This window comes from Acidovorax sp. JHL-3, assembly GCF_000526295.1.
Lineage (GTDB): Bacteria > Pseudomonadota > Gammaproteobacteria > Burkholderiales > Burkholderiaceae_C > Acidovorax > Acidovorax defluvii.
On sequence record NZ_JAFU01000001.1, the window covers coordinates 953,502 to 979,667 of the forward strand.

The 26,166-nt window shown below is 67.2% G+C and carries 22 protein-coding genes; 12 read left to right on the forward strand and 10 right to left on the reverse strand.

The features are described 5' to 3' along the window. Genes K226_RS0104345 through K226_RS0104360 form a run of 4 tightly spaced genes read left to right on the forward strand, consistent with a single transcriptional unit; the run spans position 1 to position 3,613 of the window. A complete protein-coding gene (locus K226_RS0104345) occupies positions 1–969 on the forward strand; it encodes a branched-chain amino acid ABC transporter permease (protein ID WP_024813645.1) in 969 nt (322 codons plus the stop codon). Further along, positions 956–1,720 (forward strand): ABC transporter ATP-binding protein, encoded by a 765-nt coding sequence (locus tag K226_RS0104350; protein ID WP_024813646.1) that lies wholly within the window; start codon positions 956–958, stop codon positions 1,718–1,720. The genes K226_RS0104345 and K226_RS0104350 overlap by 14 nt, the downstream gene beginning before the upstream one ends. After that, positions 1,707–2,414, forward strand: coding sequence for an ABC transporter ATP-binding protein (locus tag K226_RS18665; protein ID WP_035241361.1), 708 nt, complete (start codon positions 1,707–1,709; stop codon positions 2,412–2,414). Before K226_RS0104350 ends, K226_RS18665 begins: the two co-directional genes overlap by 14 nt. Before the next feature lie 32 nt (positions 2,415–2,446). After that, the gene (locus tag K226_RS0104360) at positions 2,447–3,613 is read left to right on the forward strand and encodes an ABC transporter substrate-binding protein (protein WP_024813647.1); all 1,167 of its coding nucleotides are present in this window, start codon (positions 2,447–2,449) and stop codon (positions 3,611–3,613) included. A 50-nt stretch (positions 3,614–3,663) separates the two neighbouring features. On the opposite strand, the gene K226_RS0104365 is transcribed toward K226_RS0104360, so the two are convergent. The 6 genes from K226_RS0104365 to K226_RS0104390 all read right to left on the reverse strand — a co-directional run bounded on the left by K226_RS0104365 (position 3,664) and on the right by K226_RS0104390 (position 12,401). Then, entirely contained in the window at positions 3,664–4,815 is a 1,152-nt protein-coding gene (locus tag K226_RS0104365; RefSeq protein WP_024813648.1) for a serine hydrolase, read from the reverse strand. Positions 4,816–4,905: 90 nt separating this feature from the next. Then, positions 4,906–6,609 (reverse strand): long-chain fatty acid--CoA ligase, encoded by a 1,704-nt coding sequence (locus K226_RS0104370; protein ID WP_024813649.1) that lies wholly within the window; start codon positions 6,607–6,609, stop codon positions 4,906–4,908. Between the two features lie 189 nt (positions 6,610–6,798). After that, positions 6,799–8,019, reverse strand: a complete 1,221-nt coding sequence (locus K226_RS0104375; RefSeq protein ID WP_024813650.1) for an acyl-CoA dehydrogenase family protein — start codon at positions 8,017–8,019, stop codon at positions 6,799–6,801. Positions 8,020–8,180: 161 nt separating this feature from the next. Beyond that, positions 8,181–8,954, reverse strand: coding sequence for an SDR family oxidoreductase (locus K226_RS0104380; protein WP_024813651.1), 774 nt, complete (start codon positions 8,952–8,954; stop codon positions 8,181–8,183). A gap of 46 nt (positions 8,955–9,000) precedes the next feature. Further along, a complete protein-coding gene (locus K226_RS0104385) occupies positions 9,001–10,179 on the reverse strand; it encodes an acetyl-CoA C-acyltransferase (protein WP_024813652.1) in 1,179 nt (392 codons plus the stop codon). A 125-nt stretch (positions 10,180–10,304) separates the two neighbouring features. Continuing rightward, entirely contained in the window at positions 10,305–12,401 is a 2,097-nt protein-coding gene (locus tag K226_RS0104390) for a 3-hydroxyacyl-CoA dehydrogenase NAD-binding domain-containing protein (protein WP_024813653.1), read from the reverse strand. 211 nt (positions 12,402–12,612) lie between these two features. Here K226_RS0104390 and K226_RS0104395 point away from each other — a divergent pair, with 211 nt between their 5' ends. Beyond that, the gene (locus K226_RS0104395; protein WP_202899876.1) at positions 12,613–14,439 is read left to right on the forward strand and encodes an acyl-CoA dehydrogenase; all 1,827 of its coding nucleotides are present in this window, start codon (positions 12,613–12,615) and stop codon (positions 14,437–14,439) included. Positions 14,440–14,519: 80 nt separating this feature from the next. Here the strand turns inward: K226_RS0104395 and K226_RS0104400 are convergent, their stop codons facing one another. The 3 genes from K226_RS0104400 to K226_RS0104410 are packed head-to-tail and all read right to left on the reverse strand — an operon-like array spanning position 14,520 to position 16,592. After that, a complete protein-coding gene (locus K226_RS0104400; protein ID WP_024813655.1) occupies positions 14,520–14,948 on the reverse strand; it encodes a rhodanese-like domain-containing protein in 429 nt (142 codons plus the stop codon). A 39-nt stretch (positions 14,949–14,987) separates the two neighbouring features. Next, a complete protein-coding gene (locus tag K226_RS0104405) occupies positions 14,988–15,791 on the reverse strand; it encodes an IclR family transcriptional regulator (protein WP_024813656.1) in 804 nt (267 codons plus the stop codon). Between the two features lie 27 nt (positions 15,792–15,818). After that, positions 15,819–16,592 (reverse strand): ferredoxin--NADP reductase, encoded by a 774-nt coding sequence (locus tag K226_RS0104410; protein ID WP_024813657.1) that lies wholly within the window; start codon positions 16,590–16,592, stop codon positions 15,819–15,821. A 196-nt stretch (positions 16,593–16,788) separates the two neighbouring features. Here K226_RS0104410 and K226_RS0104415 point away from each other — a divergent pair, with 196 nt between their 5' ends. Genes K226_RS0104415 through K226_RS0104430 form a run of 4 tightly spaced genes read left to right on the forward strand, consistent with a single transcriptional unit; the run spans position 16,789 to position 21,508 of the window. Continuing rightward, on the forward strand, positions 16,789–17,994 hold the full coding sequence (locus K226_RS0104415) for an ABC transporter substrate-binding protein (RefSeq protein ID WP_024813658.1): 1,206 nt from the start codon (positions 16,789–16,791) through the stop codon (positions 17,992–17,994). Positions 17,995–18,036: 42 nt separating this feature from the next. Then, positions 18,037–19,932, forward strand: a complete 1,896-nt coding sequence (locus tag K226_RS0104420; RefSeq protein ID WP_024813659.1) for an ABC transporter permease — start codon at positions 18,037–18,039, stop codon at positions 19,930–19,932. After that, positions 19,929–20,720, forward strand: coding sequence for an ABC transporter ATP-binding protein (locus K226_RS0104425; protein WP_035240878.1), 792 nt, complete (start codon positions 19,929–19,931; stop codon positions 20,718–20,720). Before K226_RS0104420 ends, K226_RS0104425 begins: the two co-directional genes overlap by 4 nt. A gap of 20 nt (positions 20,721–20,740) precedes the next feature. Beyond that, on the forward strand, positions 20,741–21,508 hold the full coding sequence (locus K226_RS0104430) for an ABC transporter ATP-binding protein (RefSeq protein ID WP_369795463.1): 768 nt from the start codon (positions 20,741–20,743) through the stop codon (positions 21,506–21,508). A gap of 159 nt (positions 21,509–21,667) precedes the next feature. On the opposite strand, the gene K226_RS0104435 is transcribed toward K226_RS0104430, so the two are convergent. Then, positions 21,668–23,218 (reverse strand): YifB family Mg chelatase-like AAA ATPase, encoded by a 1,551-nt coding sequence (locus K226_RS0104435; protein ID WP_024813662.1) that lies wholly within the window; start codon positions 23,216–23,218, stop codon positions 21,668–21,670. A gap of 211 nt (positions 23,219–23,429) precedes the next feature. Here K226_RS0104435 and K226_RS0104440 point away from each other — a divergent pair, with 211 nt between their 5' ends. The 3 genes from K226_RS0104440 to amt are packed head-to-tail and all read left to right on the forward strand — an operon-like array spanning position 23,430 to position 26,034. Then, positions 23,430–24,161 (forward strand): TorF family putative porin, encoded by a 732-nt coding sequence (locus K226_RS0104440; RefSeq protein ID WP_024813663.1) that lies wholly within the window; start codon positions 23,430–23,432, stop codon positions 24,159–24,161. A 46-nt stretch (positions 24,162–24,207) separates the two neighbouring features. Beyond that, complete coding sequence (gene glnK / locus K226_RS0104445) at positions 24,208–24,546, forward strand: P-II family nitrogen regulator (protein ID WP_024813664.1); 339 nt, start codon at positions 24,208–24,210, stop codon at positions 24,544–24,546. Between the two features lie 42 nt (positions 24,547–24,588). Next, positions 24,589–26,034: an ammonium transporter gene (amt, locus tag K226_RS0104450; RefSeq protein ID WP_024813665.1), complete on the forward strand. Its 1,446-nt coding sequence runs from the start codon at positions 24,589–24,591 to the stop codon at positions 26,032–26,034. Positions 26,035–26,166: the final 132 nt, after the last annotated feature.

The following is a 26,166-nucleotide window of genomic DNA, read 5'->3' on the forward strand; positions in this document are numbered from 1 at the left end:
ATGGCTTATCTCCAAGGCAAACTGGGCTGGGCCCTGCTGCTGGCCGCGGGCCTGCTGTTTCCGCTGTTCACGGGCAACGACTACCACCTCACGGTGATGGGCACGGCCTATATCTTCGCCATTGCCACCATCGGGCTGAACCTCATCACCGGCTATACCGGGCAGTTCAACCTGGCGCACGCGGGCTTCATGGCCGTGGGGGCCTACACCGTGGGCATCCTCACGGTGGACCACGGCTGGTCGTTCTGGGGCGCCTTTGCGCTGTCGGGCGTGGTCACGGCGTTCCTGGGCTACTTCATCGGCATCCTGTCGCTGCGGCTCAAGGGGCACTACTTCTCGATCTTCACGCTGTGCGTGGGTTACATCATGTTTCTGGTGATCGAAAAGTGGGAAGGGCTGACGCACGGTACCGTGGGCATCATGGGCATCCCGGCGCCCGAACCGATTGGCGCGATCCGCTTCGACACGCCGCTGGCGCTGTACTACCTGGTGTTCTTCTGGCTGGTGGTTGGGTTGTGGGCCATGCGCCGCATCGTCAACTCGCTGCTGGGCCGCACCTTCATGGCCATCCGCAACAGCGATGAACTGGCCGAGTCGCTGGGCATCAACCTCATGCGCAACAAGACGCTGGCTTTCATGCTGTCGGTTTTTTATGCGGGTATGGCGGGCGGCCTGTATGCGGGCTATGTGCGCTTCATTGGCCCCGGTGTGGCCGGTGTCGAGCACACCTTTGACATGACCATGTACATGATCATCGGTGGCCTGGGCACCCTGCTGGGGCCGCTGCTGGGCGCGCTGGCCATGCCCTGGCTCACGCAGTACCTGCAGTTTTTGCAAGAGTATCGTTTCCTCGTTTTCGGGCCCATCCTGGTGCTGCTGGTGATTTTTGTCCCGCACGGCATCGTGGGCACTTATCTGGGCTGGCGTGCGCGCCGCGCCGCACAGGGAGGCCAGCATGCTCAAGATTGAACATCTCACCAAGCGCTTTGGCGGGCTGGCGGCGGTCAACAACGTCAGCACCACCATCGAGACCGGCAAGATCAACGCCATCATCGGCCCCAACGGCGCCGGCAAGACGACGTTCTTCAACCTCATCAGCGGCGTGCACCGCCCCACCTCGGGCACCATCACGCTCGAAGGCCGTGACGTGACCTCGTTGCGCACCGACCAGGTGGCGCACCTGGGCGTGGCACGCACTTTCCAGACCACGGCGCTGTTCGACATGGCCTCGGTGCTCGACAACCTCATCGTCGGCCACCGCCTGCGCACCAAATCGGGCCTGCTGGACGTGCTGCGCGGCTCCAGCCTGCTGCGCGAGGAAGAGCGCATCTGCCGCGAAAAAGCGCGCGACGCGCTGAACTTCGTCGGCCTCTCGCACCTCGAAAACCGCATGGCGGGCGACATCTCGCAGGAAGAGCGCAAGCGTGTGGCCTTTGCGCTGGCCCTGTCCACCGGCCCGCGCCTGCTGCTGCTCGATGAGCCCGCCGGCGGCGTGAACCCCGATGAAACCCAGGGCCTGGCCGACCTCATCCGCAAGATGGTGCAAAGCGGCCTGACCGTTTGCCTGATCGAACACAAGATGAACATGATCATGAGCCTGGCCGACAAGATTCTCGTGCTCAGCTACGGCGAAAAAATCGCCGAAGGCACGCCCGCCGAGATCCGCGCCAACCCGGCCGTGATCGATGCCTACCTGGGGAGCGAGCATGCTGACGCTTGAGAACGTTTCGCTGAACTACGGCAGCTTCACCGCCCTCAACGGCGTGAGCCTGCACGCCGGCCAGGGCGAACTGGTGGTGCTGCTGGGTGCCAACGGCGCCGGCAAAAGCTCTATCTTTCTCACCATCAGCGGCATCCACAAGGCAGCGGGCGGCAGCATCCGCTATGGCGACAAGAGTCTGGTGGGCATGAAGCCCTCGCAAATCGTGGCCAACGGCGTGGTGCAGTGCCCCGAGGGGCGCAAGCTGTTCCCCGGCATGTCGGTGCTCAAGAATCTGATGCTCGGCGCCTACGTGCACCGCGGCGACGGCGCCGTCAACCGGCAGCGGCTTGAGGAAGTGATGGCGCTGTTCCCCATCCTCGACCAGAAAAAGGACGACCCGGCCGGCTCGCTCAGCGGCGGCCAGCAGCAGATGGTGGCCATCGGCCGCGCGCTGATGGGCCGACCCAAGGTGCTGCTGCTCGACGAGCCCTCGCTGGGCCTGGCGCCGCTGGTCATCAAGCAGACCTTCGAGGTCATCCAGCGCATCAACCAGGCCGGCACCACGGTGCTGCTGGCCGAGCAGAACGCGTTTGCCGCACTGAAGATCGCGCACCGTGCCTACGTCATCGAGAGCGGCCGCATCGTCATGGAAGGCGACCGCGAGAGCCTCATGAACAACGAAGCGGTCCGCAAGGCCTACATCGGAGCCTGATTTCCCCTTTCTTTCCACCACTAGGAGACAGCATGAAACGCAAGACCATTCTTCGCCTGTGCGCCAGCACCTTCGCCGCCACGCTGCTGGGCGTTGCCCCGGCCATGGCCCAGCAGGTCGTAAAGATCGGCTACTCCGGCCCCCTGAGCGGCGGCGCCGCGCTGTATGGCAAAAACGTGCTCAGCGGCATGGAAATGGCCATCAAGGAAATCAACGATGCCGGGCTGGAAGTGGCGGGCCAGAAAGTGAAGCTGGAGGTCGTCGCCCTGGACGACAAGTACAACCCGTCCGAGACCGCCATCAACACCCAGCGCCTGGTGCAGGAGCACAAGGCCGCCGCCGTGCTGGTGCCGCACTCGGGCGGCAGCTTTGCCGTGCAGGCCATCAATGAGCAGCAAAAGGTGCTGCTGCTGTCGTACACCAGCGTGCCGCAGATCACCGAGAAGGGCAACAAGCTCACGCTGCGCATTCCGCCCGAGTTCACTTCCTACATCAAGCCTTTCGTGAGCCACGCCATGGGCAAATACGGCAAGAACGTGGCCGTGGCCAATGCCGACCACGACTACGCCAAGGCCTGGACGGCAGCGTTCAAGCCCGCCTGGGAAGCGGCCGGCGGCAAGGTCGTGGCCGAAAACCCGATGTCGTACAACCGTGCCACCGACTTCTACAGCGGCGTGAGCCGCGTGCTGGCGTCCAAGCCCGATGTGCTGTTCATCGGCGGCGCCTCCGAGCCCACGGGCCTGGTGGTCAAGCAGGCGCGCGAGCTGGGCTTCAAGGGCGGCTTCGTCATCATCGACCAGGCCAAGATGGACGAGATCGGCAAGATCACCGGCGGCTATGGTCCGCTGGAAGGCTCCATTGGCGTGCTGCCGGTGGTGGAAGACAGCACGGCCGTGACCAAGGCCTTTGTGGAGCGCTTCCGCAAGCTCAACCCGGGCCGCGACCCGAGCTCGGAGGTGTCGCTGAACTACTCTGCCGTGCACGCCACTGCGCTGGCCATGAAGATGGCCGGCAGCACCAGCGATGCAGCGGCCATTCGCGCCAACCTGGACAAGGCGTTCAAGGCCCTGCCCGATGCGCACAACCCGCACGACATCAACGGCGTGAACGAACGCGGCGGCTCGACGGCCAACACCCGCGTGGCCGTGGTTGAAAACGGCAAGATCCGCGAGATCCGACTGAGCGATCTGGCCAAGTAAGCCAGGCGCGAGAACACAAGGCCCGCCATCGCAAGATGGCGGGCCTTTTTTCAGAGGGCGGCGTACACGAGGGCCGGGTACAGCTCGCAAAGGTAGCGCAACTGCCCTGGGGCCTGGGTGAGGATGATGGCAAACAGGTCTTCGGCCGGGTCCACGAAGAAGAAGGTGCCCCCGAGGCCGCTCCAGCTGTACTGCCCGGCCGAGCCCGGGCGCGTGGCCAGGCCGGATGCTGTGCGCACGGCCACGCCCAGGCCAAAGCCGTGGCCGGTGGGCAGGATGTCGCCCGCCACGGGCAGGGAGCCCAGGTGGTCGGCCGTCATGAAATCCACCGTGGCGCCGCCTAGCAGGCGCACGGGGCCGTGCGGGCCCGGTGCGGTGCCCCGGCCCAGCATCAGCTGCAGAAAGCGCGCGTAGTCGCGGGCGGTGGACACCAGCCCGCCGCCGGCCGACTCGAACACGGGCGGGGCGGTCACGTCGATCAGCGCCACCTTCAGGCCGGTCTGCGGGTCGAGTGCAAAGGGCTCGGCCAGGCGGTGCTGCTGCGCTGCGGGCACCGAAAAACCGGTGTCGTGCATGCCCAGCGGGCCGAACACGCGCCGCTGCAGGATGGCCCCCAGCGGCTCGCCCTCGATCACCTCCAGCACGGCGCCCAGCACATCGGTGGCGCGGCTGTATTCCCAGCAGCTGCCGGGGGCGTGTACCAGCGGCAGCGGGCCGAGTGCGGCCGCCAGTTGGGTGTTGTTGTGGCGGCGCGAGCCGATGCGCGCGGCGCGGTAGGCGTCGGGTACGGTGCCCAGGTCCCAGGCGTAGCTCAGGCCGGCGGTGTGGCGCAGCAGGTCGTGCACGGTGGCCTCGCGCGGGGCGGGGGTTGTGGCGCCCGTGGCCGGGTCGTACACCTGCTGCGCGGCAAAGGCGGGCAGGTAGCGGGCCACCGGGTGCGACAGCAACAGGCGGCCTTCTTCCATCAGCATCATCGCCACCAGCGAGGCGATGGGCTTGGTCATCGAGTAGATGCGAAACACCGTGTCCGGCGCCATGGCGGGCGTTGCCGTTTCGGCGGAGGGCGGGCGCTGGTGGCCCACGGCCTCGTGCAGCACGGTCCGGCCCCGGTGGTGCACCAGGGCCACGGCGCCGGGCAGCAGGCCCTGGGCTACATGGGTTTGCAGCACGGAGCGCAGGCGGGCGAGGGCCTCGGGGTTCATGGTTTCAATCATTTTTGGCCTCCAACCCTTGATGTATAAGCGCTGACAGCTATTATAAAAAGAGCGATTTGCGATGGTGTGCGAGGCAGGTCACCCGGCGATGCGCGCAGGCTCCTGCTCCTGCAATGCGCGCCACTGCACCTTGCCGGTGCCCGATTTGGGCAGGCTGTCGGCAAACTGCACGATCCGCGGGCTCTTGTAGGCTGCCATGTGGCCGTGCGCCCAGTCGACGATCTCCTGCTCGCTCACCTGGCCCTTGAAGGCCTCGCGCAGCACCACCACGGCCTTCACGGTCTCGCCGCGGCGCTCGTCGCGCGCGGCAATCACGCAGACCTCCTGGATGGCGGGGTGGGCGTACATCAGCGCTTCCACCTCGGCCGGCCACACCTTGAAGCCGCTGGCATTGATCATGCGCTTGATCCGGTCCACCATGTAAAAGTAGCCGTGCTCGTCGGTGCGCGCCAGGTCGCCGGTGCGCAGAAAGCGCTTGCCGTCCAGGGTGACAAAGGCGGCTTCGGTGGCCTGGGGCTGGCCCCAGTAGCCCTGCATGACCTGCGGGCCGTGCACGATGATTTCGCCCACCTCGCCCGGGGGCAGTTCGGCCAGGGTGGCCGGGTCGACCACGCGGGCGTCCACGTCGAAGATCGGGATGCCCAGACACTGCTTCATGGGCCGCTCGGGCGGGTTGATGTGCGTGGGCGCAATCGTTTCGGACATGCCATAGCCTTCGATGTAGTCGAGCCGGCACAGCTCCTTGAGCCGCGTGGCCACGGCCTCGGGCATGGCCGCGCCGCCGCCGCTCAGGCGGCAGATGCTGGAGAGGTCGTATTCGGCCAGGCGCGGGTTGGACAGCAGATCCACCACCATGGTCACGATCATCTGCGTGCCGGTGACGCGGTAGCGCTGGATGAGCTGCGCGGCGGCGTCGCGGTCCCAGCGCGGCAGCAACACGATGGTGGCGCCCACGTAGAGCGAGCCGTTCATGCCGTTCTGCATGCCGGTCACGTGGAACAGCGGCAGCACCACCAGCGACACCGCGTCCTGCGGCGTGCCCAGCCACTGCGTGCCGGCGACGGTGTTGTACATCACGCTGCGGTGCGTGTGCATGCAGCCCTTGGGGTGGCCGGTGGTGCCCGAGGTGTAGGGCATCACGGCCAGGTCGTCGGGACCGGCCTGTATGGGCGCGGGGCGCAGGCCGGCGGCCAGTGCGTCCGTCCAGGGCATGGCGCCGGGCTCGGTGACAGGCTCGCGCGGCGCATGCACGAAGGTCGGCACCGGCAGATCGGTGGGCGCGGTGGCGTAGTCGCTGTAGGCAGCCACCACGGCATGGCGCAGGCCGGGCGCGGCGGGATCGGCCGCGGCGGCAGCCAGGCCTTCGCGCAGCAGCGGCCGCACCTGGGCGAACAGGTCTTGCGGCGCAACAATGGTGCGGGCACCGGCGTCGCTCACGTAATGGCGCAGTTCCTCGGTGAGGTTCATCGGGTTCACCGGCACGACCACCGCGTCGGCACGCAGGATGGCGTAGAAGCCGATGACGAACTGTGGGCTGTTCTGCATGTAGAGCAGCACGCGGTCGCCCTTGCGCACGCCGCACACCTGCTGCAGGTGGGCCGCCAGGCGCTCGGTTTCGTCCTGCAGGCGGGCGTAGGAAACGACCGAATCGTAGAACACCAGCGCCGCCTTGTCGGGGTAGCGCATGGCCGAGACTTCGATGTTGCGGTAGAGGTGCGTGGCGGGCACGGTGAGGTGGCGCGGCAGCATGCGCGGCCAGTGGGCGAAATGGCGGTCGGACATGGGTGATTCGTTGGCTATGGGGTTTCAGTGATCCGTGGTGCATCGCCGCCCGTAGGCGTGTGGCACTGGCGCCGCGCCACGGGTCAGAAGGCCGCGGAGCAGGCCATGCCAGCGGACGCCGTGGAACGGGCCTGGCCCGGCCACGGGCGTCGTCCCCCTGGGGGGAAGGCGCGAAGCGACTCAGGGGGGTTACTTCAGGTAACGGGCCAGTTCCATCTTGCCGATCTGGTTGCGGTGCACCTCGTCGGGGCCGTCGGCAAAACGCAGCGTGCGCGCGCTGGCGTAGGCGGCGGCGAGCGGGAAGTCGTCGCTCACGCCCGCGCCGCCATGCACCTGCATGGCCCAGTCGATCACCTGGCAGGCCATGCTGGGCGCGGCCACCTTGATCATGGCGATTTCCTTCTTGGCCACCTTGTTGCCCACGGTGTCCATCATGTAGGCAGCGTTGAGCACCAAGAAGCGCGCCTGGTCGATCAGGATGCGCGCGTTGGCGATGCGCTCGCGCGTCACGCCCTGGTCGGCCACGGGGCGGTGAAAGGCCACGCGGCTGAGCGCCCGTTTGCACATGAGTTCGAGCGCGCGCTCGGCCACACCGATCAGGCGCATGCAGTGGTGGATGCGCCCGGGGCCCAGGCGCCCCTGGGCGATCTCAAAGCCCCGGCCCTCGCCCAGCAGCACGTTGCTGACCGGCACGCGCACGTTGTCAAAGCTCACCTCGCCATGGCCGTGCGGGGCGTGGTCGTAGCCGAACACGGGCAGGGCGCGCTCCATGGTCACGCCCGGGGTCTTCATGGGCACGAGGATCATCGATTGCTGGCTGTGGCGGCTGGCGTGGTCGGGGTCGGTCTTGCCCATGAAAATCAGGATCTCGCAGCGCGGGTCGGGCGCGCCCGAGGTCCACCACTTGCGGCCGTTGATCACGTACTCGTCACCGTCGCGCTCGACGCGCGCCTCGATGTTGGTCGCGTCCGACGAGGCCACGGCGGGCTCGGTCATGGCGAAGGCCGAGCGGATGGTGCCGTCGAGCAGGGGCAGCAGCCAGCGCTGCTGCTGCTCCTCGGTGGCGTAGCGCACCAGGGTCTCCATGTTGCCGGTGTCGGGTGCCGAGCAGTTGAAGGCCTCGGGCGCCACATGCGAGCGGCCCATGATTTCGCACAGCGGAGCGTATTCGAGGTTGGTCAGGCCCGCGCCGTATTTCGACTCGGGCAGGAACAGGTTCCACAGGCCGGCCGCCTTGGCCTGGGCCTTGAGCTGTTCCATCACCTTGGTGGGCTGCCAGGGGTTGCCGGCCTTGCGGTTCTCGGCCACCTCGTGGTGGTACACGGCCTCTGCCGGGTAGATGTGCTCTTCCATGAAGGCCGTCAGGCGCTTTTGCAGGTCCACGACCTTGGGGGAGTAAGAGAAGTCCATGAGTCAATCCTTTGCGAAAAATATCAGGGCCATCGGGGCACGCACGGCCCAGGCCAGGGCAGCCGAGCAAGGGCCGCCCCGCGGCGAGGGCTGCGTCCCCATTCCCGCAAAGCGCAGCTTTGCGAGAGAAGGGGGAAGGCGCGTAGCGCCTCAGGGGGTTGTCAAATCAAGCTCGCGCCGCCATCGACCACGATGCCCTGGCCGGTGATGTGGCGTGAAGCGTCGGAGGCCAGAAAAACCACGGCGCCCTTGAGGTCCTCGTCGCCGCCGATGCGGCGCAGCGGTGTGCGCTCGACCATGGCAGGGCCGAGCTTTTCGATCAGGCCATTGGCCAGCTTGCTCGGGAAGAAGCCCGGGCAGATGGCGTTGACGCGAATGCCGTAGTGGCCCCACTCGGACGCCAGCGTGCGCGCGAAGTGCAGCGCGGCGGCCTTGGAAGTGTTGTAGGCGATGGTGTTCATGCCGGGCGGCGTGCCCTTGATGGCGGCCACCGAGGCCGTGATGATGATGTTGCCCCGGCCCTTGGGAATCATCACGCGCTTGCCCACCTCGCGCGAGAGGAAGAAGGGCGCGTTCACGTTCAGGTCCATCACCTTGTTCCAGGCGGCGTCGGGGTAGTCCTCGGCGTTGGCGCCCCAGGTGGCGCCGGCGTTGTTCACCAGGATGTCGATGGTGCCGAAGCGCGCCAGCACCTGGTCCACCATGGCGGGAATCTGGTCGAACTTCGACAGGTCGTTGACCACGGTCTCGACCTCGTAGCCCAGGCCTTCAAGGTGCGCCTTGGCCTGCGCCAGTTCGTCGGCCTTGCGCGCCGTGATGGCGAGTTTGGCGCCCATCTCGCCCAGCGCCTCGGCCATCTGCAGGCCCAGGCCGCGCGAGCCTCCGGTGACGAGGGCGACCTGCCCGGTCAGATCAAAAAGTTGTTTCACACTCATGGCTGTTGCTCCTTGGTTGTTCATGGCCCGCGATGGGGCCGTTGTATCAGCACACTTCGAAAAGACCGGCCGCGCCCTGGCCGCCGCCGATGCACATGGTGACCACCACGTACTTCACGCCCCGGCGCTTGCCCTCGATCAGGGCGTGGCCCGTCAGGCGCGAGCCCGACACGCCATAAGGGTGGCCCACGGCGATGGCGCCGCCGTTGACGTTGAGTCGTTCGTCCGGGATGCCCAGCTTGTCGCGGCAGTACAGCACCTGCACGGCGAAGGCTTCGTTCAGTTCCCACAGGCCGATGTCATCGACCTTCAGGCCGGCCTTGGCCAGCAGCTTGGGCACGGCGAACACCGGGCCGATGCCCATCTCGTCGGGCTCGCAGCCCGCCACGGCAAAACCCCGGAAGATGCCCAGGGGCTGCAGGCCGCGTCGTTCGGCGAGCTGGCGGTCCATCAGCACGCAGGCCGAGGCACCGTCCGAGAACTGGCTGGCGTTTCCGGCCGTGACCACGCCGCCGGGCAGGGCGGCGCGGATCTTCTGCACGGCCTCCAGGGTGGTGTCGGGGCGGATGCCCTCGTCGGAATTGATCGTCACCTCTTTCATGGTGATGCGGCCCGTGGCCTTGTCCACCACGCCCATGTTGGTGGTCATGGGGGCGATCTCGTCGTTGAACAGGCCGGCGGCCTGGGCGGCGGCGGCGCGTTGCTGGCTGCGCACGCCGTACTCGTCCTGGGCCTGCTTGCCGATGTGGTAGCGCTGGGCCACCTGCTCGGCGGTCTGCAGCATGTTCCAGTAGATCTCGGGCTTGTGTTCGACCAGCCAGGGGTCGCGCCGCATGTGGGTGTTGGCCTCGTTCTGCACGCACGAGATGCTTTCCACGCCACCGGCCACGTAGACCTGGCCCTCGCCCGCGATGATGCGCTGCGCGGCCAGCGCGATGGTCTGCAGGCCTGAGGAGCAGAACCGGTTGACGGTCATGCCTGCGGTGGTGATGGGCAGGCCGGCGCGCAGCGCGATCTGGCGCGCCACGTTGCCGCCGGTGGTGCCCTCGCCGAAGGTGCCGCCCATGATGACGTCTTCGACCTCGGCCGGATCAATGCCAGCGCGCGCCACGGCGTGCTGCACGGCATGGCCGCCCAGCGTGGGGCCGTATGTCATGTTGAAGGCACCCTTCCAGCTCTTGGCCAGGCCGGTGCGGGCGGTGGAAACGATCACTGCTTCTGTCATGGTGTGCTTGTCCTGTGGTGGTGTTATTCCTTTTCCAAATCATTCGTGTCTAGGCGCGAAGCCGCAGACAGTGCTTGAGCACGGCAAGGCGGAGCAACAACGACACGGATGGTTTAGAAATGGAATTAGTTGAAGCTTCGGCCTTCTTCGGCCAGTCGCACGAGCAGCGGCGCGGGTTGCCAGGAGGCGTCGGCACCCGGCTCGGCGGCGAAGCGGCGCAGGCTGCGCACCGCCTGCGGCAGGCCCACGGTGTCGGCGTAGAGCATGGGGCCGCCCCGGTGCAGCGGGAAGCCGTAGCCGTTGAGGTAAACCAAGTCGATGTCCGAGGCGCGCGCGGCGATGCCTTCTTCGAGGATGCGCGCACCCTCGTTCACCAGCGCGAAGATGCAGCGCTCGACGATCTCCTCGTCGCCGATCTTGCGCGGCGTGATGCCGTGGGCGGCACGGTAGTCGGTGATGAGCTGTTCGGTCACGCTGTCGGGCAGGGGATTGCGGTTGCCGGCCTCGTAGCGGTACCAGCCCGCGCCCGTCTTCTGGCCGAAGCGTCCGGCCTCGCAGAGCTTGTCGGCCACGATGGGCTTCATCTCCACCCCGGCCTCGGCGGCCTTGCGCTTGCGCGTGGCCCAGCCGATGTCCAGGCCCGCGAGGTCGCCCATGCGGAACGGGCCCATGGCCAGGCCGAACTTCTGCAGCGCGCCGTCAATCTGCTGGGGCAGGGCGCCCGCGTTGATCAGGCCCTGGGCGGCGGCACCGTAGCGTGCCAGCATGCGGTTGCCGATGAAACCGTCGCACACGCCTGAGACCACGGCCACCTTCTTGATCTGCTTGGCGAGCTGCAGGCTGGTGGCCAGCACGTCGGGCGCAGTCTGGGCGCCGCGCACAATCTCCAGCAGGCGCATCACGTTGGCCGGGCTGAAGAAGTGCAGGCCGATCACGTCCTGCGGGCGCCGCGTAAAGGTGGCGATGCGGTCGATGTCCAGGTACGAGGTGTTGGACGCCAGGATGGCGCCGGGCTTGGCCACGGCGTCGAGCTGGCGGAACACGGCCTCCTTCACGCCCATTTCCTCGAACACGGCCTCAACGATGAGGTCCGCGTCCTTCAGCGCGGCGTACTCCAGCGTGGGCGTGATCAGGCCCATGCGCTGCTCCACCTGCTCGGGCTTGAGCTTGCCCTTCTTCATGGAGTTCTCGTAGTTCTTGCGGATCGTGGCCAGGCCCCGGTCCAGCGCTTCCTGCTTCATCTCCAGCAGCACCACGGGGATGCCGGCGTTGAGGAAGTTCATGGTGATGCCGCCGCCCATGGTGCCGGCGCCAATCACGCCCACGCGGGCGATGGGGCGGAGTACCGTGCCCTCGGGCAGGCCCGGCACCTTGGCGGCCGCGCGCTCGGCCTGGAATACATGGCGCAGCGCGCGCGACTCGGGCGTCTGCATCAGCGCCTGGAACAGCGTGCGCTCGGTCTGCAGACCCTCGTCGAAAGGCTTGAGCGAGGCCGCCACGGCCTCCACGCACTGCAGCGGCGCCGGGAAGGGCTTGCTGGCAGCGGCCACGGTGTTGCGCGCGAACTGCAGGAAGGCGTCGGCGTTGGGCTGCTTGACCTTCAGGTCGCGGGCGCGCGGCAGCGGTTCGCCCCGCGCCGCCACCTGGGCGGCGAAGGCCACCGCGCCTTCGACCAGGTCGCCCTCGATCAGCGCATGTACCAGCGGCGTGCCCGCGAAGGCATTGGCGGGCACGGGCTGGCCCGAGACGATCATGTTCAGCGCCGGCTCCAGGCCGATCAGCCGCGGCAGGCGCTGCGTGCCGCCCGCGCCGGGCAGCAGGCCCAGCTTCACCTCGGGCAGGCCGAGCGAGGCGTCGGGCAGGGCCACGCGGTAGTGGCAGCCCAGCGCCAGTTCCAGCCCGCCGCCCAGGCACACGCCGGCGATGGCGGCCACCACCGGCTTGGTGGAACCGTCGAGCGCGCGGATCACGCTGGGTAGCGTGGGCTCCTGGCCGGCCTTGGGCGTGCCGAACTCGCGCACATCGGCGCCGCCGGAGAAGGCGCGCGCGCTGCCCGTGAGCACGATGGCCTGCACCTGCGGGTCGGCCAGCGCCTGGTCGAGCGCGGCGACGATGCCGCTGCGCAAGGCGTGGCCCAGGCCGTTGACGGGCGGGTTGTTCAGCGTCACCACGGCCACGGGGCCGTGCACTGCGTAGGAGGTGGAAGTGGGGGTGGTGCTCATGGGGAGTCCGGAAGTGGAGGGGCCAGTGACAACCGATGGTTCTGCATTGCAGAATCAACGCCCGGTCCATGCTATCGGCCACCCGCCGTGCTGTCTGTCACCTGCGAAACTCTGCGCCGTTGCTGGTTGTCCGGGTCGTGCCTACGATGGCGGGGTTTCGCGCCCCTCCGCTGGCCGCAGTGGTGGCGCCGTCTTTCCCTTAAATTCTGCAATGCAGAACACCGGAGGCCCCTTGCCCGAATCCCTGCTCATCAACCGCCGCGACCTCGACTTCCAGCTGTTCGAAGTGCTGCAGGCCGAGGCGCTGGCGCAGCGCCCGCGCCATGCCGACCACAGCCGCGAGACCTTCACCGCCGCGCTGGACACGGCGCACACCATCGCTGAAGAAAAATTTGCGCCGCACAACCGCGCCTCGGACGAGCACGAGCCGACCTTCGAGAACGGCCGCGTGCGCATGATTCCCGAGGTGCGCGAGGCGCTCGACGCCTTCTGCGCCGTCGGCCTGCTGGCGCCCACCAAGGATTACGAGCAGGGCGGCATGCAGCTTCCCGTGGTGGTGGCACAGGCCTGCTCGGCGCTGTTCAAGAGCGCCAACGGCGCCACCACCTCGTACGTGGGCCTGACGCTGGGCAATGCCAATGTGATCGAGCGCTTCGGCAGCGAGGCGCAGAAGGCCAAATACCTGGCGGCGCTGCTTTCGGGCCGTTTCTTCGGCACCATGGCGCTGACCGAGCCGCAGGCCGGCTCCAGTCTGTCGGACCTAACCACCAGCGCCACGCCGCAGCCCGATGGCACCTACCGCATCAAGGGCAGCAAGATCTTCATCTCGGGCGGCGACCACGAGCTGCGCGAGAACATCGTGCACCTGGTGCTGGCGCGCATCCCGGGCGCGCCGCCCGGGGTCAAGGGCATCTCGCTGTTCAGCGTGCCCAAGTTCCGCGTCAACTCCGATGGCAGCCTAGGGCCGCGCAACGACGTGACGCTGTCGGGCCTGATCCACAAGGCCGGCTGGCGTGGCACCACGTCCACCATGCTGTCGTTTGGTGACGAGGATGCGTGCGAGGGCGAGCTGGTGGGCCAGCCGCACCAAGGCCTGGCCTGCATGTTCCACATGATGAACGAGGCGCGCATCGGCGTCGGCATGGGCGCGGTGATGTACGGCTACCGGGGCTATCTGGCCTCGCTGCAGTACGCGCGCGAGCGCCTGCAGGGCCGCCCGCCCGCCGCCAAAGACCCGCTGCAGCCGCAGGTGCCGCTGGTGGCGCACGCCGATGTGCGCCGCATGCTGCTGGCGCAGAAGGCCTACGTGGAGGGCGCGTTTGCGCTGGGCCTGTACGCCGCGCGCCTGGTGGACGAGCAGCGCACCGGCACCAGCGACGCGGCCCGCGCCGAGGCTGGCCTGCTGCTGGACCTGCTCACGCCCATCGTCAAATCCTGGCCCGCGCAGTGGTGCCTGGAGGCCAACAGCCTTGCCATCCAGATCCACGGCGGCTACGGCTACACACGCGAATACCCGGTGGAGCAGTTCTGGCGCGACAACCGCCTGAACATGATCCACGAGGGCACGCACGGCATCCAGGCGCTCGACCTGCTGGGCCGCAAGGCCGTGATGCAGCAGGGCGCGGCCATCGCGCTGTTCGGCCGCGAACTGCAGGCCACCGTGGAAGAGGCGCGCACACGGCCCGCACTGGCCCCCCATGCCGAGGCGCTGCAGGTGGCCTGGGGCGACGTGCTGGCCACGCTGGCCGTGCTCACGCCGCTGCTGCGCAGTGAGGGCGACCGTGCGCTGACCAACGCCAGCGTGTTCCTCGAAGCCTTCGGTCACACCGTGCTGGCCTGGACCTGGCTGCGCCAGGCGTTGGTGGCCGATGGCGCGCTGGCGCAGGCCGCCACGCCGCAGGACGCGGACTTCTACCGCGGCAAGCTGCAGGCCTGCCGCTGGTTCTTTCACTGGGAGCTGCCGCGCACCGCGCCACAGCATGCGCTGCTGCGCAGCCTGGACGACAGCACGCTGGCGATGCAGGATGCGTGGTTTTAGCCGAAGTTTTGAATGAAATTCGGCTCTAGCCCTTTAGGGATAAGCGCTAAAAGCTATTCAAACAATAGCAAAAAAAGGCTTCAACGTGCTGCGGGCATGACCAGCGGCAGCCCGCGCCGTGCCCATTCCGACATCCCGCCCTCGACGTAGCGCACATTGGTGTAGCCGCGCTCGCGCAGGGCCTGCCACACCGCCCGCGAGCGGTTCTGCGTGTTGCAGATCAGCAGCACGGGCTGGGCAGCGTCTTTGGGGATTTCGGCCAGACGCGCGCCGATCTCCCGCATGGGCAGCAGCTTGGCACCGCGCGCGACGCCGGTGGCGTGCTCGTACGGTTCGCGGATGTCCACCAGCAGGGCGCGCCCCGATTCGGCCTCGGCCCGGGCGGCCTCCAGGCCCAGGCGTTCGGCAGACGGGGCAGCGCCTGCAGGCAGGGCGGTCACTGCACCCAGGGCCATGGTCAGGGCCCAGCGCATGGCGGAGCGGCGAATTAGCGGGTGAAGAGCGTTCATGGCTTTGGGCGGGGTGTGAATGCGGGGATTTTCGTGGTTTCAGCGGTTCAGCGCTGCCTCGATGCGCGACACCATCTCGACCAGCCGGGGGCGCACTTCGCCCAGCAAAAATTCCGGCGAGACAGTGAATGAGGGGCCGCCGCAGTTGATCACCATCGGCGGCAGGCCGCCGCCGGGCTGGAAGGCGCGGGCGATAGCGTTCACGTTCTTCTGCCAGTCGCCAAACGAGCAGGCCACGCCCAGGCTGCGGTAGTCCTGCAGCGCCTTGTCAACGCCGGCCTGCACCTCGGGCCAGGCCTGTTCGTCGCGGGCGCGCAGCTGTTCCAGCAGGGGGCGGCGCTCGTCTTCGGTGATGGCTGCGAGCCAGGCGCGCCCGATGGCCGAGGTGGCCAGCGCGATGCGCGAGCCCACGTCCAGGCTCAGCGTGAGCAGGGCCGAGCTGCGGCAGTTTTCCACATAGATCATCGAGAACCGGTCGCGCGTGCCCAGTGAGACTTCGGCGGTGGCGAAGTCGGCCAGCTCCTGCATCAGCGGGCGGGCGATCTGGCGCACGTCGAGCCGTACCAGCATGGTGCTGCCCAGCGAGAGCGTGGCCGTGCCCAGGCGGTACTTGCCAATTTCTTCGATGTGGATCAGGTACCCCTGCCGCGTGAGCGTGTAGGTCAGGCGCGAGACGGTGGACTTGGGCAGCTTGCAGCGCTGCGCGATCTCCTGGTTGCCCAGCACCTTGTCGCCCGAGCGGAAGCACGCCAGAACGTCCAGGCCGCGTGCCAGGGCAGTGACGAAATGGCGGTCTTCCTTGGTTCGGGGAGTCGCTGGGTGGGAAACGCGGGGCGCAGGCATGCGCGGATTCTCGTGGCGCCGGTGGTCTTATTTCTCGACGAATGCGCGCTCGATGACAAAGTCACCGGGCTTGGTGGTGTTGCCTTCTTCGAAATCGCGCTGCTCCAGCAGCGTCTTGAGCGAGGCCAGCATTTCGGGGCTGCCGCAGAGCATCACGCGGTCTTCCAGCGGGTTCAGTGCCGGGATGCCCAGGTCGGTGAACAGCTTGCCGTTTTCGATCAGATCGTTGATGCGGCCCTGGTTGCGGAAGGGTTCGCGCGTGACCGTGGGGTAGTACTTGAGCTGCTTGCTCACCAGCTCGCCCAGGAATTCGTGCTGGGGCAGCTCTTGGGTGATGTAGTCGTGGTAAGCCAGCTCTTTCACCTCGCGCACACCGTGCACCAGGATCACTTCCTCGAATTTCTCGTAGGTCTCGGGGTCGCGGATCACGCTCATGAACGGCGCCAGGCCCGTGCCGGTGGACAGCATGTACAGGCGCTTGGCTGGCAGCAGGTAGTCGATCAGCAGGGTGCCGGTGGGCTTCTTGCCGACGATGATGGTGTCACCCACCTGGATGTGCTGCAGGCGCGAGGTCAGCGGGCCGTCGGGCACCTTGATGGACAGGAACTCCAGGTGCTCTTCGTAGTTGGCGCTGACGATGCTGTAGGCGCGCAGCAGCGGCTTGTCGTTCACCTTCAGGCCGATCATGGTGAAGTGCCCGTTGGAAAAGCGCAGCGCCGGGTCGCGGGTGGTGGTGAAGCTGAAAAGCCGGTCGGTCCAGTGGTGAACGGTCAGCACGCGTTCTTCGAGAAATGCACTCATGGTTTCTTGGCAGGAATGAAAAAAACAAGGCCCCAACAGGGGGCGGGCTCAGCCTCTCAGGGCGGCGGCGGTGCTGGCGGGGCGAAGCCTGGCGGGCACCCCGGACTGCCGGGCAAACCCGCACATTGTCCGGCAAATGCGAGGGGCGGTACATTTTCCGGTTTCGACCTCTGTGATGTCGGACAAAGGATTATTGATGCGAAGCTTCTCTGCCGCCCTTGGGGCCCTGTTCGTGGCCGGTCTGTCGCTTGCCGCTGGCGCGGTGCATGCCCAGGGCGCGATCAAGATCGGTGAGATCAACAGCTACAAGGCGCAGCCTGCCTTCCTGGGCCCTTACAAAAAGGGGATGGAGCTCGCCGTGGCAGAGGTCAACAGCGCGGGCGGCATTCAGGGGCGCAAGCTCGAACTGGTGGTGCGCGACGACAACGGCAACCCCGGCGATGCCGTGCGGGCCGCCGACGAGTTGCTGGCGCGCGAGAAGGTGGATGTGCTCATGGGCAGCTTTCTGTCGCATGTGGGGCTGGCCCTGACCGACTTCGCCAAGCAGAAAAAGGTTTTCTTTCTTGCCGCCGAGCCGCTGACCGACAAGATCGTCTGGGAAAACGGCAACCGCTACACCTTCCGCCTGCGCGCTTCCACCTACATGCAGGTGGCCATGCTGGTGCCCGAGGCTGCGGCCCTGAAGAAAAAGCGCTGGGCCATCGTTTACCCCAACTACGAATACGGCCAGTCGGCAGCGGCCACGTTCAAGAAGCTGCTCAAGGCCGCCCAGCCCGACGTGGAGTTTGTGGCCGAGCAGGCGCCGCCCCTGGGCAAGGTGGATGCCGGCAGCGTGGTGCAGGCCCTGGCCGATGCGCGGCCCGACGCCATCTTCAACGTGCTGTTCGCCGCCGATCTGGCGCGCCTGGTGCGCGAGGGCAACACCCGCGGCCTGTTCAAGGGGCGCGAGGTGGTGAGCCTGCTGACGGGTGAGCCCGAGTACCTGGACCCGCTCAAGGGCGAGGCGCCGGTGGGCTGGATCGTCACTGGCTACCCCTGGTATGGCATCCAGACCACCGAGCACCAGGCGTTTCTGAAGGCCTACAAAGAGCGCTTCAACGACCATCCCCGGCTGGGATCGGTGGTGGGCTACACGGCGATTCACTCGCTGGCCGCAGGCCTGCGCAAGGCCGGTGGCAGCGACACCGAAAAGCTGATCGCCGCTTTCAAGGGGCTGGAGGTGACATCGCCGTTTGGCCCCATTCGCTACCGCCCCGAAGACCACCAGTCGACCATGGGCGCGTTTGTGGGCCGCACGCGCCTGCAAAACGGCGTGGGTGCGATGTCGGACTTCCGCTACCTCGACGGTGCGCGCTTTCAGCCGCCGGCCGAGGAGGTGCGGAAATTGCGCGCAGCCGATTGACATTGGCCCCGCCCCGCTGCCGCATCGCCCGGTGAATTGCGCATGAGTTTTTCCGGCCTGCTCGTCCAGTTGCTCAACGGGCTGGCTTCGGCGTCGTCGCTGTTTCTGGTGTCGGCGGGGCTGTCGCTGATCTTCGGGGTCATGCGCATCGTCAACTTCGCCCACGGCTCATTTTTCATGCTGGGCATCTACGTGGCGTATTCGCTGGTGGAGCACCTGGGTGCCGCCATCGGTTTCTGGCCGGCGCTGCTGCTGGCACCGCTGGCCACGGCGGCACTGGGGGCGCTGGTGGAGGTGGTGCTCCTGCGGCGCATCTATCGCGCGCCCGAGCTTTTTCAGCTGCTGGCCACTTTCGCGCTGGTGCTCGTGATCAAGGATGCCGTGCTGTGGGCCTGGGGCCCCGAAGAGCTTTTCGGGCCGCGTGCGCCGGGGCTGGAGGGGGCGGTCGAAATTCTGGGCCGGCAGTTCCCGACCTATGACCTGTTTTTGATGGCGGTGGGCCCGCTGGTGCTGGGCCTGCTGTGGCTGGGCCTGCACCGCACGCGCTGGGGCACGCTGGTGCGCGCAGCCACGCAAGACCGCGGCATGGTGGGCGCCCTGGGCGTCAACCAGGCCTGGCTGTTCACCGGCGTGTTTGCGCTGGGCGCTTTGCTGGCGGGCCTGGCCGGCGCGCTGCAGCTGCCGCGCGAGCCCGCCCAGCTCGACATGGACCTGAACACCATTGGCGCTGCCTTCGTGGTGGTGGTGGTGGGCGGCATGGGCTCGATTCCCGGCGCGTTTGTGGCGGCGCTGCTGATTGCCGAGCTCAAGGCGGTGTGTGTGTGGGCCGGGCTGGTGGAGGTGGGGGGCATCAGCCTGTCGTTGTCCAAGATGACGCTGGTGGTGGAGTTTCTGGTCATGGCTGTGGTGCTGGTGTGGCGCCCCTGGGGGCTGCTGGGGCAGCCGCAGCCCCAGGTGCACGCGGCTGGCGTGGCCGAGGCGCCGCTGCATCCCGCCAGCCGGGGGGTGCAATGGTTGGGCTGGGCCGTTCTTGCCGCGCTGGCGCTGGTGCCACTGCTGGCGGGGGCCTGGCCCTATGCGCCGGTGCTGCTGGTGGATTTGCTGGTGGCGGTGCTCTTTGCCTCCAGCCTGCATTTCCTCATGGGGCCTGCAGGTATGCACTCGTTTGGCCATGCCGCCTATTTCGGGCTGGGGGCCTATGCGGCGGCTCTGCTGGTGCAGTCGGCCGGGGTGCGCATGGAAGTGGCCCTGCTGCTGGCACCGCTGGCCGCAGGCGTTGCGGCGCTGGTGTATGGCTGGTTCTGTGTGCGGCTGTCGGGCGTGTACCTCACGATGCTCACGCTGGCGTTTGCCCAGATCACCTGGGCGCTGTGCTACCAGTGGGACGCCGTTACCGGCGGCAGCAACGGCATTGCCGGCGTGTGGCCCGCACCGTGGCTGGCCAGCCAACAGGCCTATTACCTCTTGACCCTTGCTTTGGTGGCGGCCGGCGTGCTGCTGCTGCGGCGGGTGCTGCTGGCGCCTTTTGGCTATGCGCTGCGCGCGGTGCGCGACTCGGCCCTGCGGGCCGATGCCATCGGCATGGACGGGCGCCGCCTGCAGTGGGCGGCGTTTGTGGTGGCGGGCGTTTTTGCCGGCCTGGCCGGGGCGCTGTATGTGTTTTCCAAGGGCAGCATTTCGCCCGAAGGGCTTTCGGTGGGCAAGTCGGTGGATGGGCTGGTGATGGTGCTGCTGGGCGGCGTGCAGAATCTGGCGGGCCCCTGGGTGGGCGCGGTCACCTTTACCTGGCTGCACGACACCGTGGCCCGCAACACCGATTACTGGCGCGCCGTGCTGGGTTGCACCATGCTGGCGCTGGTGCTGCTGTTTCCGCAGGGGCTGGCAGGGTTTGCACGGCTTCTGGCCCTGCGCTGGCAGGCCCGCAGGAGCGCACCATGAGCGCAGCGCCACCACTGCTGCAGGTGACTGGCCTGCGCAAGGCCTTTGGCGGTGTGCTGGCGGTCGATGGCGTGGATTTTGCGCTGGCGCCCGGCGAGATGCTGGCGCTGATCGGGCCCAACGGCGCGGGCAAGTCCACCACCTTCAACATGGTGGGCGGCCAGCTGCGGCCCGATGCGGGCACCATCGAGCTGGCCGGGGTGGACATTGCCGGCCTGCCGCCGCGCGCCATCTGGCAGCAGGGCGTAGGGCGCACCTTTCAGATCGCTGAAACCTTTGCCTCGCTCACCGTGGTGGAAAACGTGCAGATGGCCCTGCTGTCGGCTGACCGGCGCCTGTTTTCGTTCTGGCCGCGCGCGCAGAACCACCGGCGTGCCGATGCGCTGGCGCTGCTCGATCAGGTGGGCATGGCGGCGCAGGCGCTGCGCCCCTGCAGTGCGCTGGCCTATGGCGACGTGAAGCGGGTGGAGCTGGCCATGGCGCTGTCCCACGCGCCCCGGTTGTTGCTGATGGATGAGCCCACGGCCGGCATGGCCCCGGCGGAGCGCCTGGCGCTGATGGCGCTCACGCAGCAACTGGCGCGCGAGCGGGCGATGGGCGTGCTGTTCACCGAGCACAGCATGGATGTGGTGTTTGCCCACGCCGACCGCGTGATGGTGCTGGCGCGCGGGCGCCTGCTGGCCGAGGGCACGCCGCAGGCCATTCGCGACAACGCCCAGGTGCAGCAGGTGTATCTGGGCAGCGGCAGCATGTTCGGTCATGTGCCCACGGGCGGGAGCGCGCCGTGACGGCCCGCGCATCCGTGGTTGTGCCAACCGCAACGCCCCAGTCCGCCTTGTCGGCCCCTTTGCTGCAGGTGCAGGGGCTGGCCGCCTGGTATGGCGCAGCGCAGGTGCTGTTTGGCGTGGATTTGCAGGTGGGGCGCGGCGAGGTCGTGGCGTTGATGGGCCGCAACGGTGCCGGCAAGTCCACCACGCTCAAGGCCATCGTGGGCCTGGAGGTGCGCCGCGAGATTCAGCAGGGAGGGCAGTTGCGATTTTTGGGGCGCGACATTGCGCGCAGCGCGCCCTACCAGGTGGCGCGCATGGGGCTGGGTTATGTGCCCGAAGAGCGGCGCATCTTCACCGACCTGAGCGTGCTCGACAACCTGGAAGTGGGGCGCCAGGGCGCGCGCCACTGGCCCGACGGCAGCGCCGCGCCGCACTGGACACCCGAGCGCCTGTTTGCGCTGTTTCCCAATCTGGGTGAAATGCCCCAGCGGCCCGGCGGCCGCATGAGTGGCGGCGAGCAGCAGATGCTTACAGTGGCGCGCACCCTCATGGGCCAGCCGCTGCTGGTGCTGCTCGATGAGCCGTCTGAAGGCGTGGCCCCGCTGATCGTCGAGCAGATGGCTCGCACCATTTTGCAACTCAAGGCACAGGGCGTGAGCGTGCTGCTGTCCGAGCAGAACCTGCACTTTGCCGAGGCGGTGGCCGACCGCGCCTATGTGCTCGAAAAGGGCCAGATCTGCCACCACAGCACCATGGCGGCGCTGGTGGCCGACCTGGCCGTGCGGCGCCAGTACCTCGGGGTGTAGCGACCGAATCCTCGGGGTTTTCGAGAAATATGAGTGAAATTGGCCCCTAGCCCTTTATAGATAAGCGCAAGCAGCTATTTATTAAATAGCATTTTCCTGCGGTTTTCCCCGTGCGCGCAGGCCAGGCCGGGGGCCGCGCGCGGCGGCCGGGGGGATGTTTCATGCGCCCGGGCTGCGCAGCACGCGCCGGTATTGCACGGCCTCGGCCACATGGGCCACCTGCGTGCTGGTGGCGCCCGCCAGGTCGGCAATGGTGCGCGCCACCTTCAGGGTGCGGTGCGTGCTGCGGGCCGACCAGCCCAGGCGGGCTGCGGCGGTTTGCAGAAACTGCGTGGCAGCGGGCTCCAGGGCGGTGTGGGTGTCGATCTCCTGACCCTGCAGCGCCTGGTTGGACTTGCCCTGGCGTGCCATGGCCGCCTGGCGGGCGCGGGCTACGCGCTCGCGCACGGCGGCGCTGGCCTCGCCCGCTGGCGCGTCCAGCAGGTCGTTGGCTGGCAAGGCAGGCACCTCCACATGCAGATCGATGCGATCGAGCAGCGGCCCGCTGAGCTTGCCCTGGTAACGCGCCACCTGGTCGGGCGTGCAACGGCAGGCGCGCTGCGCCGACCCCAAAAAGCCACAGGGGCAGGGGTTCATGGCGGCCACCATCTGAAAACACGCCGGAAACTCCGCACGCCGCGCGGCGCGCGCAATGGTGATGCGCCCGGTCTCCAGCGGCTCGCGCAGGGCTTCCAGCGCGGCACGGGGAAACTCTGGCAATTCGTCCAGAAACAGCACCCCGTGGTGGGCGAGTGATATTTCTCCGGGCTGCGGCGGGGAGCCCCCGCCCACCAGCGCCACGGCCGATGCGGTGTGGTGGGGCTGGCTGGTGGGCCGCTGCGCCCACTGCGCGGCGCTAAAGCGGCCTGCCAGGCTGGCCACTGCCGCGCTTTCCAGGGCCTCTTCCATGGTCATGGCTGGCAGCAGCCCGGCAAAGCGCTGGGCCAGCATGGACTTGCCCGAGCCCGGCGGCCCCATCATCAGCAGGCTGTGCCCGCCGGCGGCCGCGATTTCGAGTGCGCGTTTGGCAACCACCTGGCCCTTGACATCCGAAAGGTCGGCATAGACCGCTTGCGTGGCCAGCGGTGCGGGCTGCAGCAGGCACCAGCCGTCGTCAGTGGCAGCGTTGTCGTCGATGGGCTCCTGGGCGCCTGCCGGTAAAAAATGCCGCACCACATCCAGCAGGTGGCGCGCGCGGTAAACCTGGGCACCGGGCACCAGGGCGGCTTCTTCGGCGCTGCCCGGTGGCAGCACCAGCCGCACCGCCACCTGGTGGGCACGCAGCGCCAGGCTGGTGGCCAGGGCGCCGCGCACGGGGCGCAATTGGCCGGACAACGACAGCTCGCCAGCGAATTCATGGCCGGCCAGGCGGCTGGCGTCGATCTGTCCGCTGGCGGCCAGGATGCCCAGCGCGATGGGCAGGTCAAAGCGCCCCGAGTCCTTGGGCAGATCGGCCGGCGCCAGGTTCACGGTGATGCGCTTGTTGTGCGGAAACTCCAGCCCCGCGTTCTGCAGCGCTGAGCGCACGCGCTCGCGCGCCTCCTTCACCTCCACATCGGCCAGACCGACCAGGGTGAAGCTGGGGAGCCCGTTGGCCAGATGCACCTCGACGGTGACCGAGGGCGCCTGCAGCCCCAGAAGCGCGCGGCTTTGCACCAAAGCAAGACTCATGAGCGGTTTTCTCCCCAGATAGGTGCGGTGGATGGATGGTTGTTGTCTGGCGGCCGTGCTGCGCACCACTCGGGTGCGATGGCGCGGCGCCACCACCAATGTAAGGGCGAATGCAGACCACGGGCGCAGGGCGTGCCGTCGTGGTGTTTTGCGACATGGCACGGACCGTGCTTAACCGGTGTGTACCCACTTTAGACCTACCGGAGGAACCATGACCCGCGCATCCATCAAGTTCTTGAGCGTCGCCTTTATTGCCGCCCTGCCCATGCTGGCCAGTGCCCAGCTCACGGGCAATGTCAGTCTGACCAGCAATTACAAGTTCCGGGGGCAGGACCAGGACACAGGCAAGGTCAGTGCCTTCAAGCCCGCCGTGCAGGGTGGCTTTGACTATGCCTTCGGCGACTCTGGCTGGTATGTCGGCAACTGGAACTCCAGCGTGAACTGGCTGTCTGGCAACTCGCTGGAATCCGATGTCTACGGCGGCTACAAGTTCAAGGTCGGCGGAGCGGACCTGGATGTGGGCGCGCTGGCCTATCTGTATCCCGGCAACACCAGTGGCAACACCACCGAGCTCTATGGCGCCGCCACTTTTGGCCCGCTCACGGCCAAGTACGCGCACACGGTGTCCAAGGACTATTTCGGCTGGGCGGGCGCCAAGTCCGGCTCCGGTCTCAAGGGCCGCAACACCGGCTACCTGAGCTTCGCCGTGGCACAGGAAGTGATGTCCAAGGTCACGCTGAAGGCCTCGGTGGGCTTCACCCGCTTTTCCAGCGACATCAAGGATGCAGGCGTGCCCAACTACATGGATTACAGCGTCGGTGGTGTCTATGACTTTGGCGACGGCCTCACGCTGGGCGCTGCCATCGTGGGCGCCAACAAGAAAGACTTTTTTGGCCCCGTCAACAAAACCCGCGTGATCGCCACGCTCACCAAAACCCTGTAATCAACGGAGGGCGCCCTGTCGGTGCCCTCAATCGGAGGAACTCAAAATGAAAATGGTGACAGCCATCATCAAACCCTTCAAGCTCGACGAAGTGCGCGAAGCCCTCTCTGACATCGGGGTGCAGGGCATCACGGTCACCGAGGTCAAGGGCTTCGGTCGCCAAAAGGGCCATACCGAGCTGTACCGCGGCGCGGAGTATGTGGTCGACTTTCTGCCCAAGGTGAAGATCGAGGCCGCCGTGGACGATGAGCTGGTCGACCGCGTGATCGAAGCCATTGAAGGCGCTGCACGCACCGGCAAGATCGGCGACGGCAAGATTTTCGTCAGCCACCTGGAGCAGGTGGTGCGCATTCGCACCGGCGAAACCGGCAAGGAAGCCCTTTAAGCACGGCCCCAAGCCCGCTGCATCCCACAGAGAGTACATGCCATGAAAAAACTGCTTGCCTCCTTCATTCTGGGACTGAGTCTGCTGTCCGCAGGAACCCTGTCCCTGGCCCAGGCACCCGCCCCGGCCGACACCACCATCGCCGCCCCGGTGGCCGATGCCGCTGCGCCAGCCCCCGTGGCTGCACCCGCCGCCGAGGCCCCAGCGCCCGCAGCCGAACCGGTTGCAGCCGCCGAAGCGGCCCCCACGGCACCCGCGCCCAAGCTCGACTCGGGTGACACCGCCTGGATGCTCACGTCCACCATGCTTGTGATCCTGATGGTCATTCCGGGCCTGGCACTGTTCTACGGCGGCCTGGCCCGTTCCAAGAACATGCTGTCGGTGCTGGTGCAGGTGTTCGTGATCTTTGCGCTGATCACCGTGCTGTGGGCCGTTTATGGCTACAGCCTGACGTTCGCCGGCGAGGGCCAGTTCTTCGGAGGGTTTGACAAGATCTTCCTGAAGGGCATCGCGTCAGACACGCTGTCGGGCCTGCTGCCAACCATTCCCGAATATGTGTTCGTGGCCTTCCAGTCCACCTTTGCCGCCATCACCGTGGCGCTGATCGTGGGATCGTTTGCCGAGCGCATCAAGTTCGCCGCCGTGCTGATCTTTGCCGTGCTGTGGTTCACCTTCAGCTACATCCCCATGGCCCACATGGTGTGGGGCGGCGGTCTGCTGGGCAAGGACGGCGCGCTCGACTTCGCTGGTGGCACCGTGGTGCACATCAATGCCGGTATCGCTGGCCTGGTGGGTGCCTACATGGTGGGCAAGCGCATCGGCTTCGGCAAAGAAGCGCTCACGCCCCACAGCCTGACACTGACCATGGTGGGTGCCTCGCTGCTGTGGGTGGGCTGGTTTGGCTTCAATGCCGGCTCGGCAGGTGCTGCCAACGGCGTGGCTGGCCTGGCCTTCATCAACACCATTCTGGCCACGGGTGCTGCCACGCTGTCGTGGCTGGCCGGTGAAGCCCTGCACAAGGGCAAGGCCTCGATGCTGGGTGCTGCCTCGGGTGCCGTGGCGGGTCTGGTGGCGGTCACACCGGCTGCCGGTTTCGTGGGCCCCATGGGTTCCATCGTGCTGGGCCTGATCGCTGGCGTGGTCTGCCTGTGGGGCGTGGGTGGCCTCAAGAAGATGCTGGGTGCCGACGATGCGTTCGATGTGTTTGGCGTGCACGGTCTGGGCGGCATCATCGGTGCCATCCTGACGGCGGTGTTTGCCTCGCAAAGCCTGGGTGGCACGGGCGGTCTGACCCCCGACACCTTCGCCATGGGCGCTCAGCTGTGGATCCAGGTCAAGAGCGTGCTGCTCACCATCGTGTGGTCTGGCGTGGTCTCCTTCGTCGCCTACAAGATCGCCGATCTGCTGGTGGGCCTGCGGGTGCCAGAAGAAGCCGAGCGCGAAGGACTGGACATCACTTCGCACGGCGAAACGGCGTACAACCGCTGAACGCCCAGCGCTGTGGTGTCTGGTGGCGCCGCAGCGCCGTGCAAGACAGACGAGTTTCTTCAAGGTTTTGGCCCGCCCTTTCGGCGGGCCTTTTTTCTTGGATGCGTAGCACAGGGCGGTGCGCCGGCCACC

Coding starts and splice junctions, on each gene's coding strand:
- K226_RS0104345 (WP_024813645.1), top strand. CDS start 1: ATGGCTTATCTCCAAGGCAAACTGGGCTGGGCCCTGCTGCTGGCCGCG.
- K226_RS0104350 (WP_024813646.1), top strand. CDS start 956: ATGCTCAAGATTGAACATCTCACCAAGCGCTTTGGCGGGCTGGCGGCG.
- K226_RS18665 (WP_035241361.1), top strand. CDS start 1,707: ATGCTGACGCTTGAGAACGTTTCGCTGAACTACGGCAGCTTCACCGCC.
- K226_RS0104360 (WP_024813647.1), top strand. CDS start 2,447: ATGAAACGCAAGACCATTCTTCGCCTGTGCGCCAGCACCTTCGCCGCC.
- K226_RS0104365 (WP_024813648.1), bottom strand. CDS start 4,815: ATGAACCCCGAGGCCCTCGCCCGCCTGCGCTCCGTGCTGCAAACCCAT.
- K226_RS0104370 (WP_024813649.1), bottom strand. CDS start 6,609: ATGTCCGACCGCCATTTCGCCCACTGGCCGCGCATGCTGCCGCGCCAC.
- K226_RS0104375 (WP_024813650.1), bottom strand. CDS start 8,019: ATGGACTTCTCTTACTCCCCCAAGGTCGTGGACCTGCAAAAGCGCCTG.
- K226_RS0104380 (WP_024813651.1), bottom strand. CDS start 8,954: ATGAGTGTGAAACAACTTTTTGATCTGACCGGGCAGGTCGCCCTCGTC.
- K226_RS0104385 (WP_024813652.1), bottom strand. CDS start 10,179: ATGACAGAAGCAGTGATCGTTTCCACCGCCCGCACCGGCCTGGCCAAG.
- K226_RS0104390 (WP_024813653.1), bottom strand. CDS start 12,401: ATGAGCACCACCCCCACTTCCACCTCCTACGCAGTGCACGGCCCCGTG.
- K226_RS0104395 (WP_202899876.1), top strand. CDS start 12,613: ATGCAGAACACCGGAGGCCCCTTGCCCGAATCCCTGCTCATCAACCGC.
- K226_RS0104400 (WP_024813655.1), bottom strand. CDS start 14,948: ATGAACGCTCTTCACCCGCTAATTCGCCGCTCCGCCATGCGCTGGGCC.
- K226_RS0104405 (WP_024813656.1), bottom strand. CDS start 15,791: ATGCCTGCGCCCCGCGTTTCCCACCCAGCGACTCCCCGAACCAAGGAA.
- K226_RS0104410 (WP_024813657.1), bottom strand. CDS start 16,592: ATGAGTGCATTTCTCGAAGAACGCGTGCTGACCGTTCACCACTGGACC.
- K226_RS0104415 (WP_024813658.1), top strand. CDS start 16,789: ATGCGAAGCTTCTCTGCCGCCCTTGGGGCCCTGTTCGTGGCCGGTCTG.
- K226_RS0104420 (WP_024813659.1), top strand. CDS start 18,037: ATGAGTTTTTCCGGCCTGCTCGTCCAGTTGCTCAACGGGCTGGCTTCG.
- K226_RS0104425 (WP_035240878.1), top strand. CDS start 19,929: ATGAGCGCAGCGCCACCACTGCTGCAGGTGACTGGCCTGCGCAAGGCC.
- K226_RS0104435 (WP_024813662.1), bottom strand. CDS start 23,218: ATGAGTCTTGCTTTGGTGCAAAGCCGCGCGCTTCTGGGGCTGCAGGCG.
- K226_RS0104440 (WP_024813663.1), top strand. CDS start 23,430: ATGACCCGCGCATCCATCAAGTTCTTGAGCGTCGCCTTTATTGCCGCC.
- glnK (WP_024813664.1), top strand. CDS start 24,208: ATGAAAATGGTGACAGCCATCATCAAACCCTTCAAGCTCGACGAAGTG.
- amt (WP_024813665.1), top strand. CDS start 24,589: ATGAAAAAACTGCTTGCCTCCTTCATTCTGGGACTGAGTCTGCTGTCC.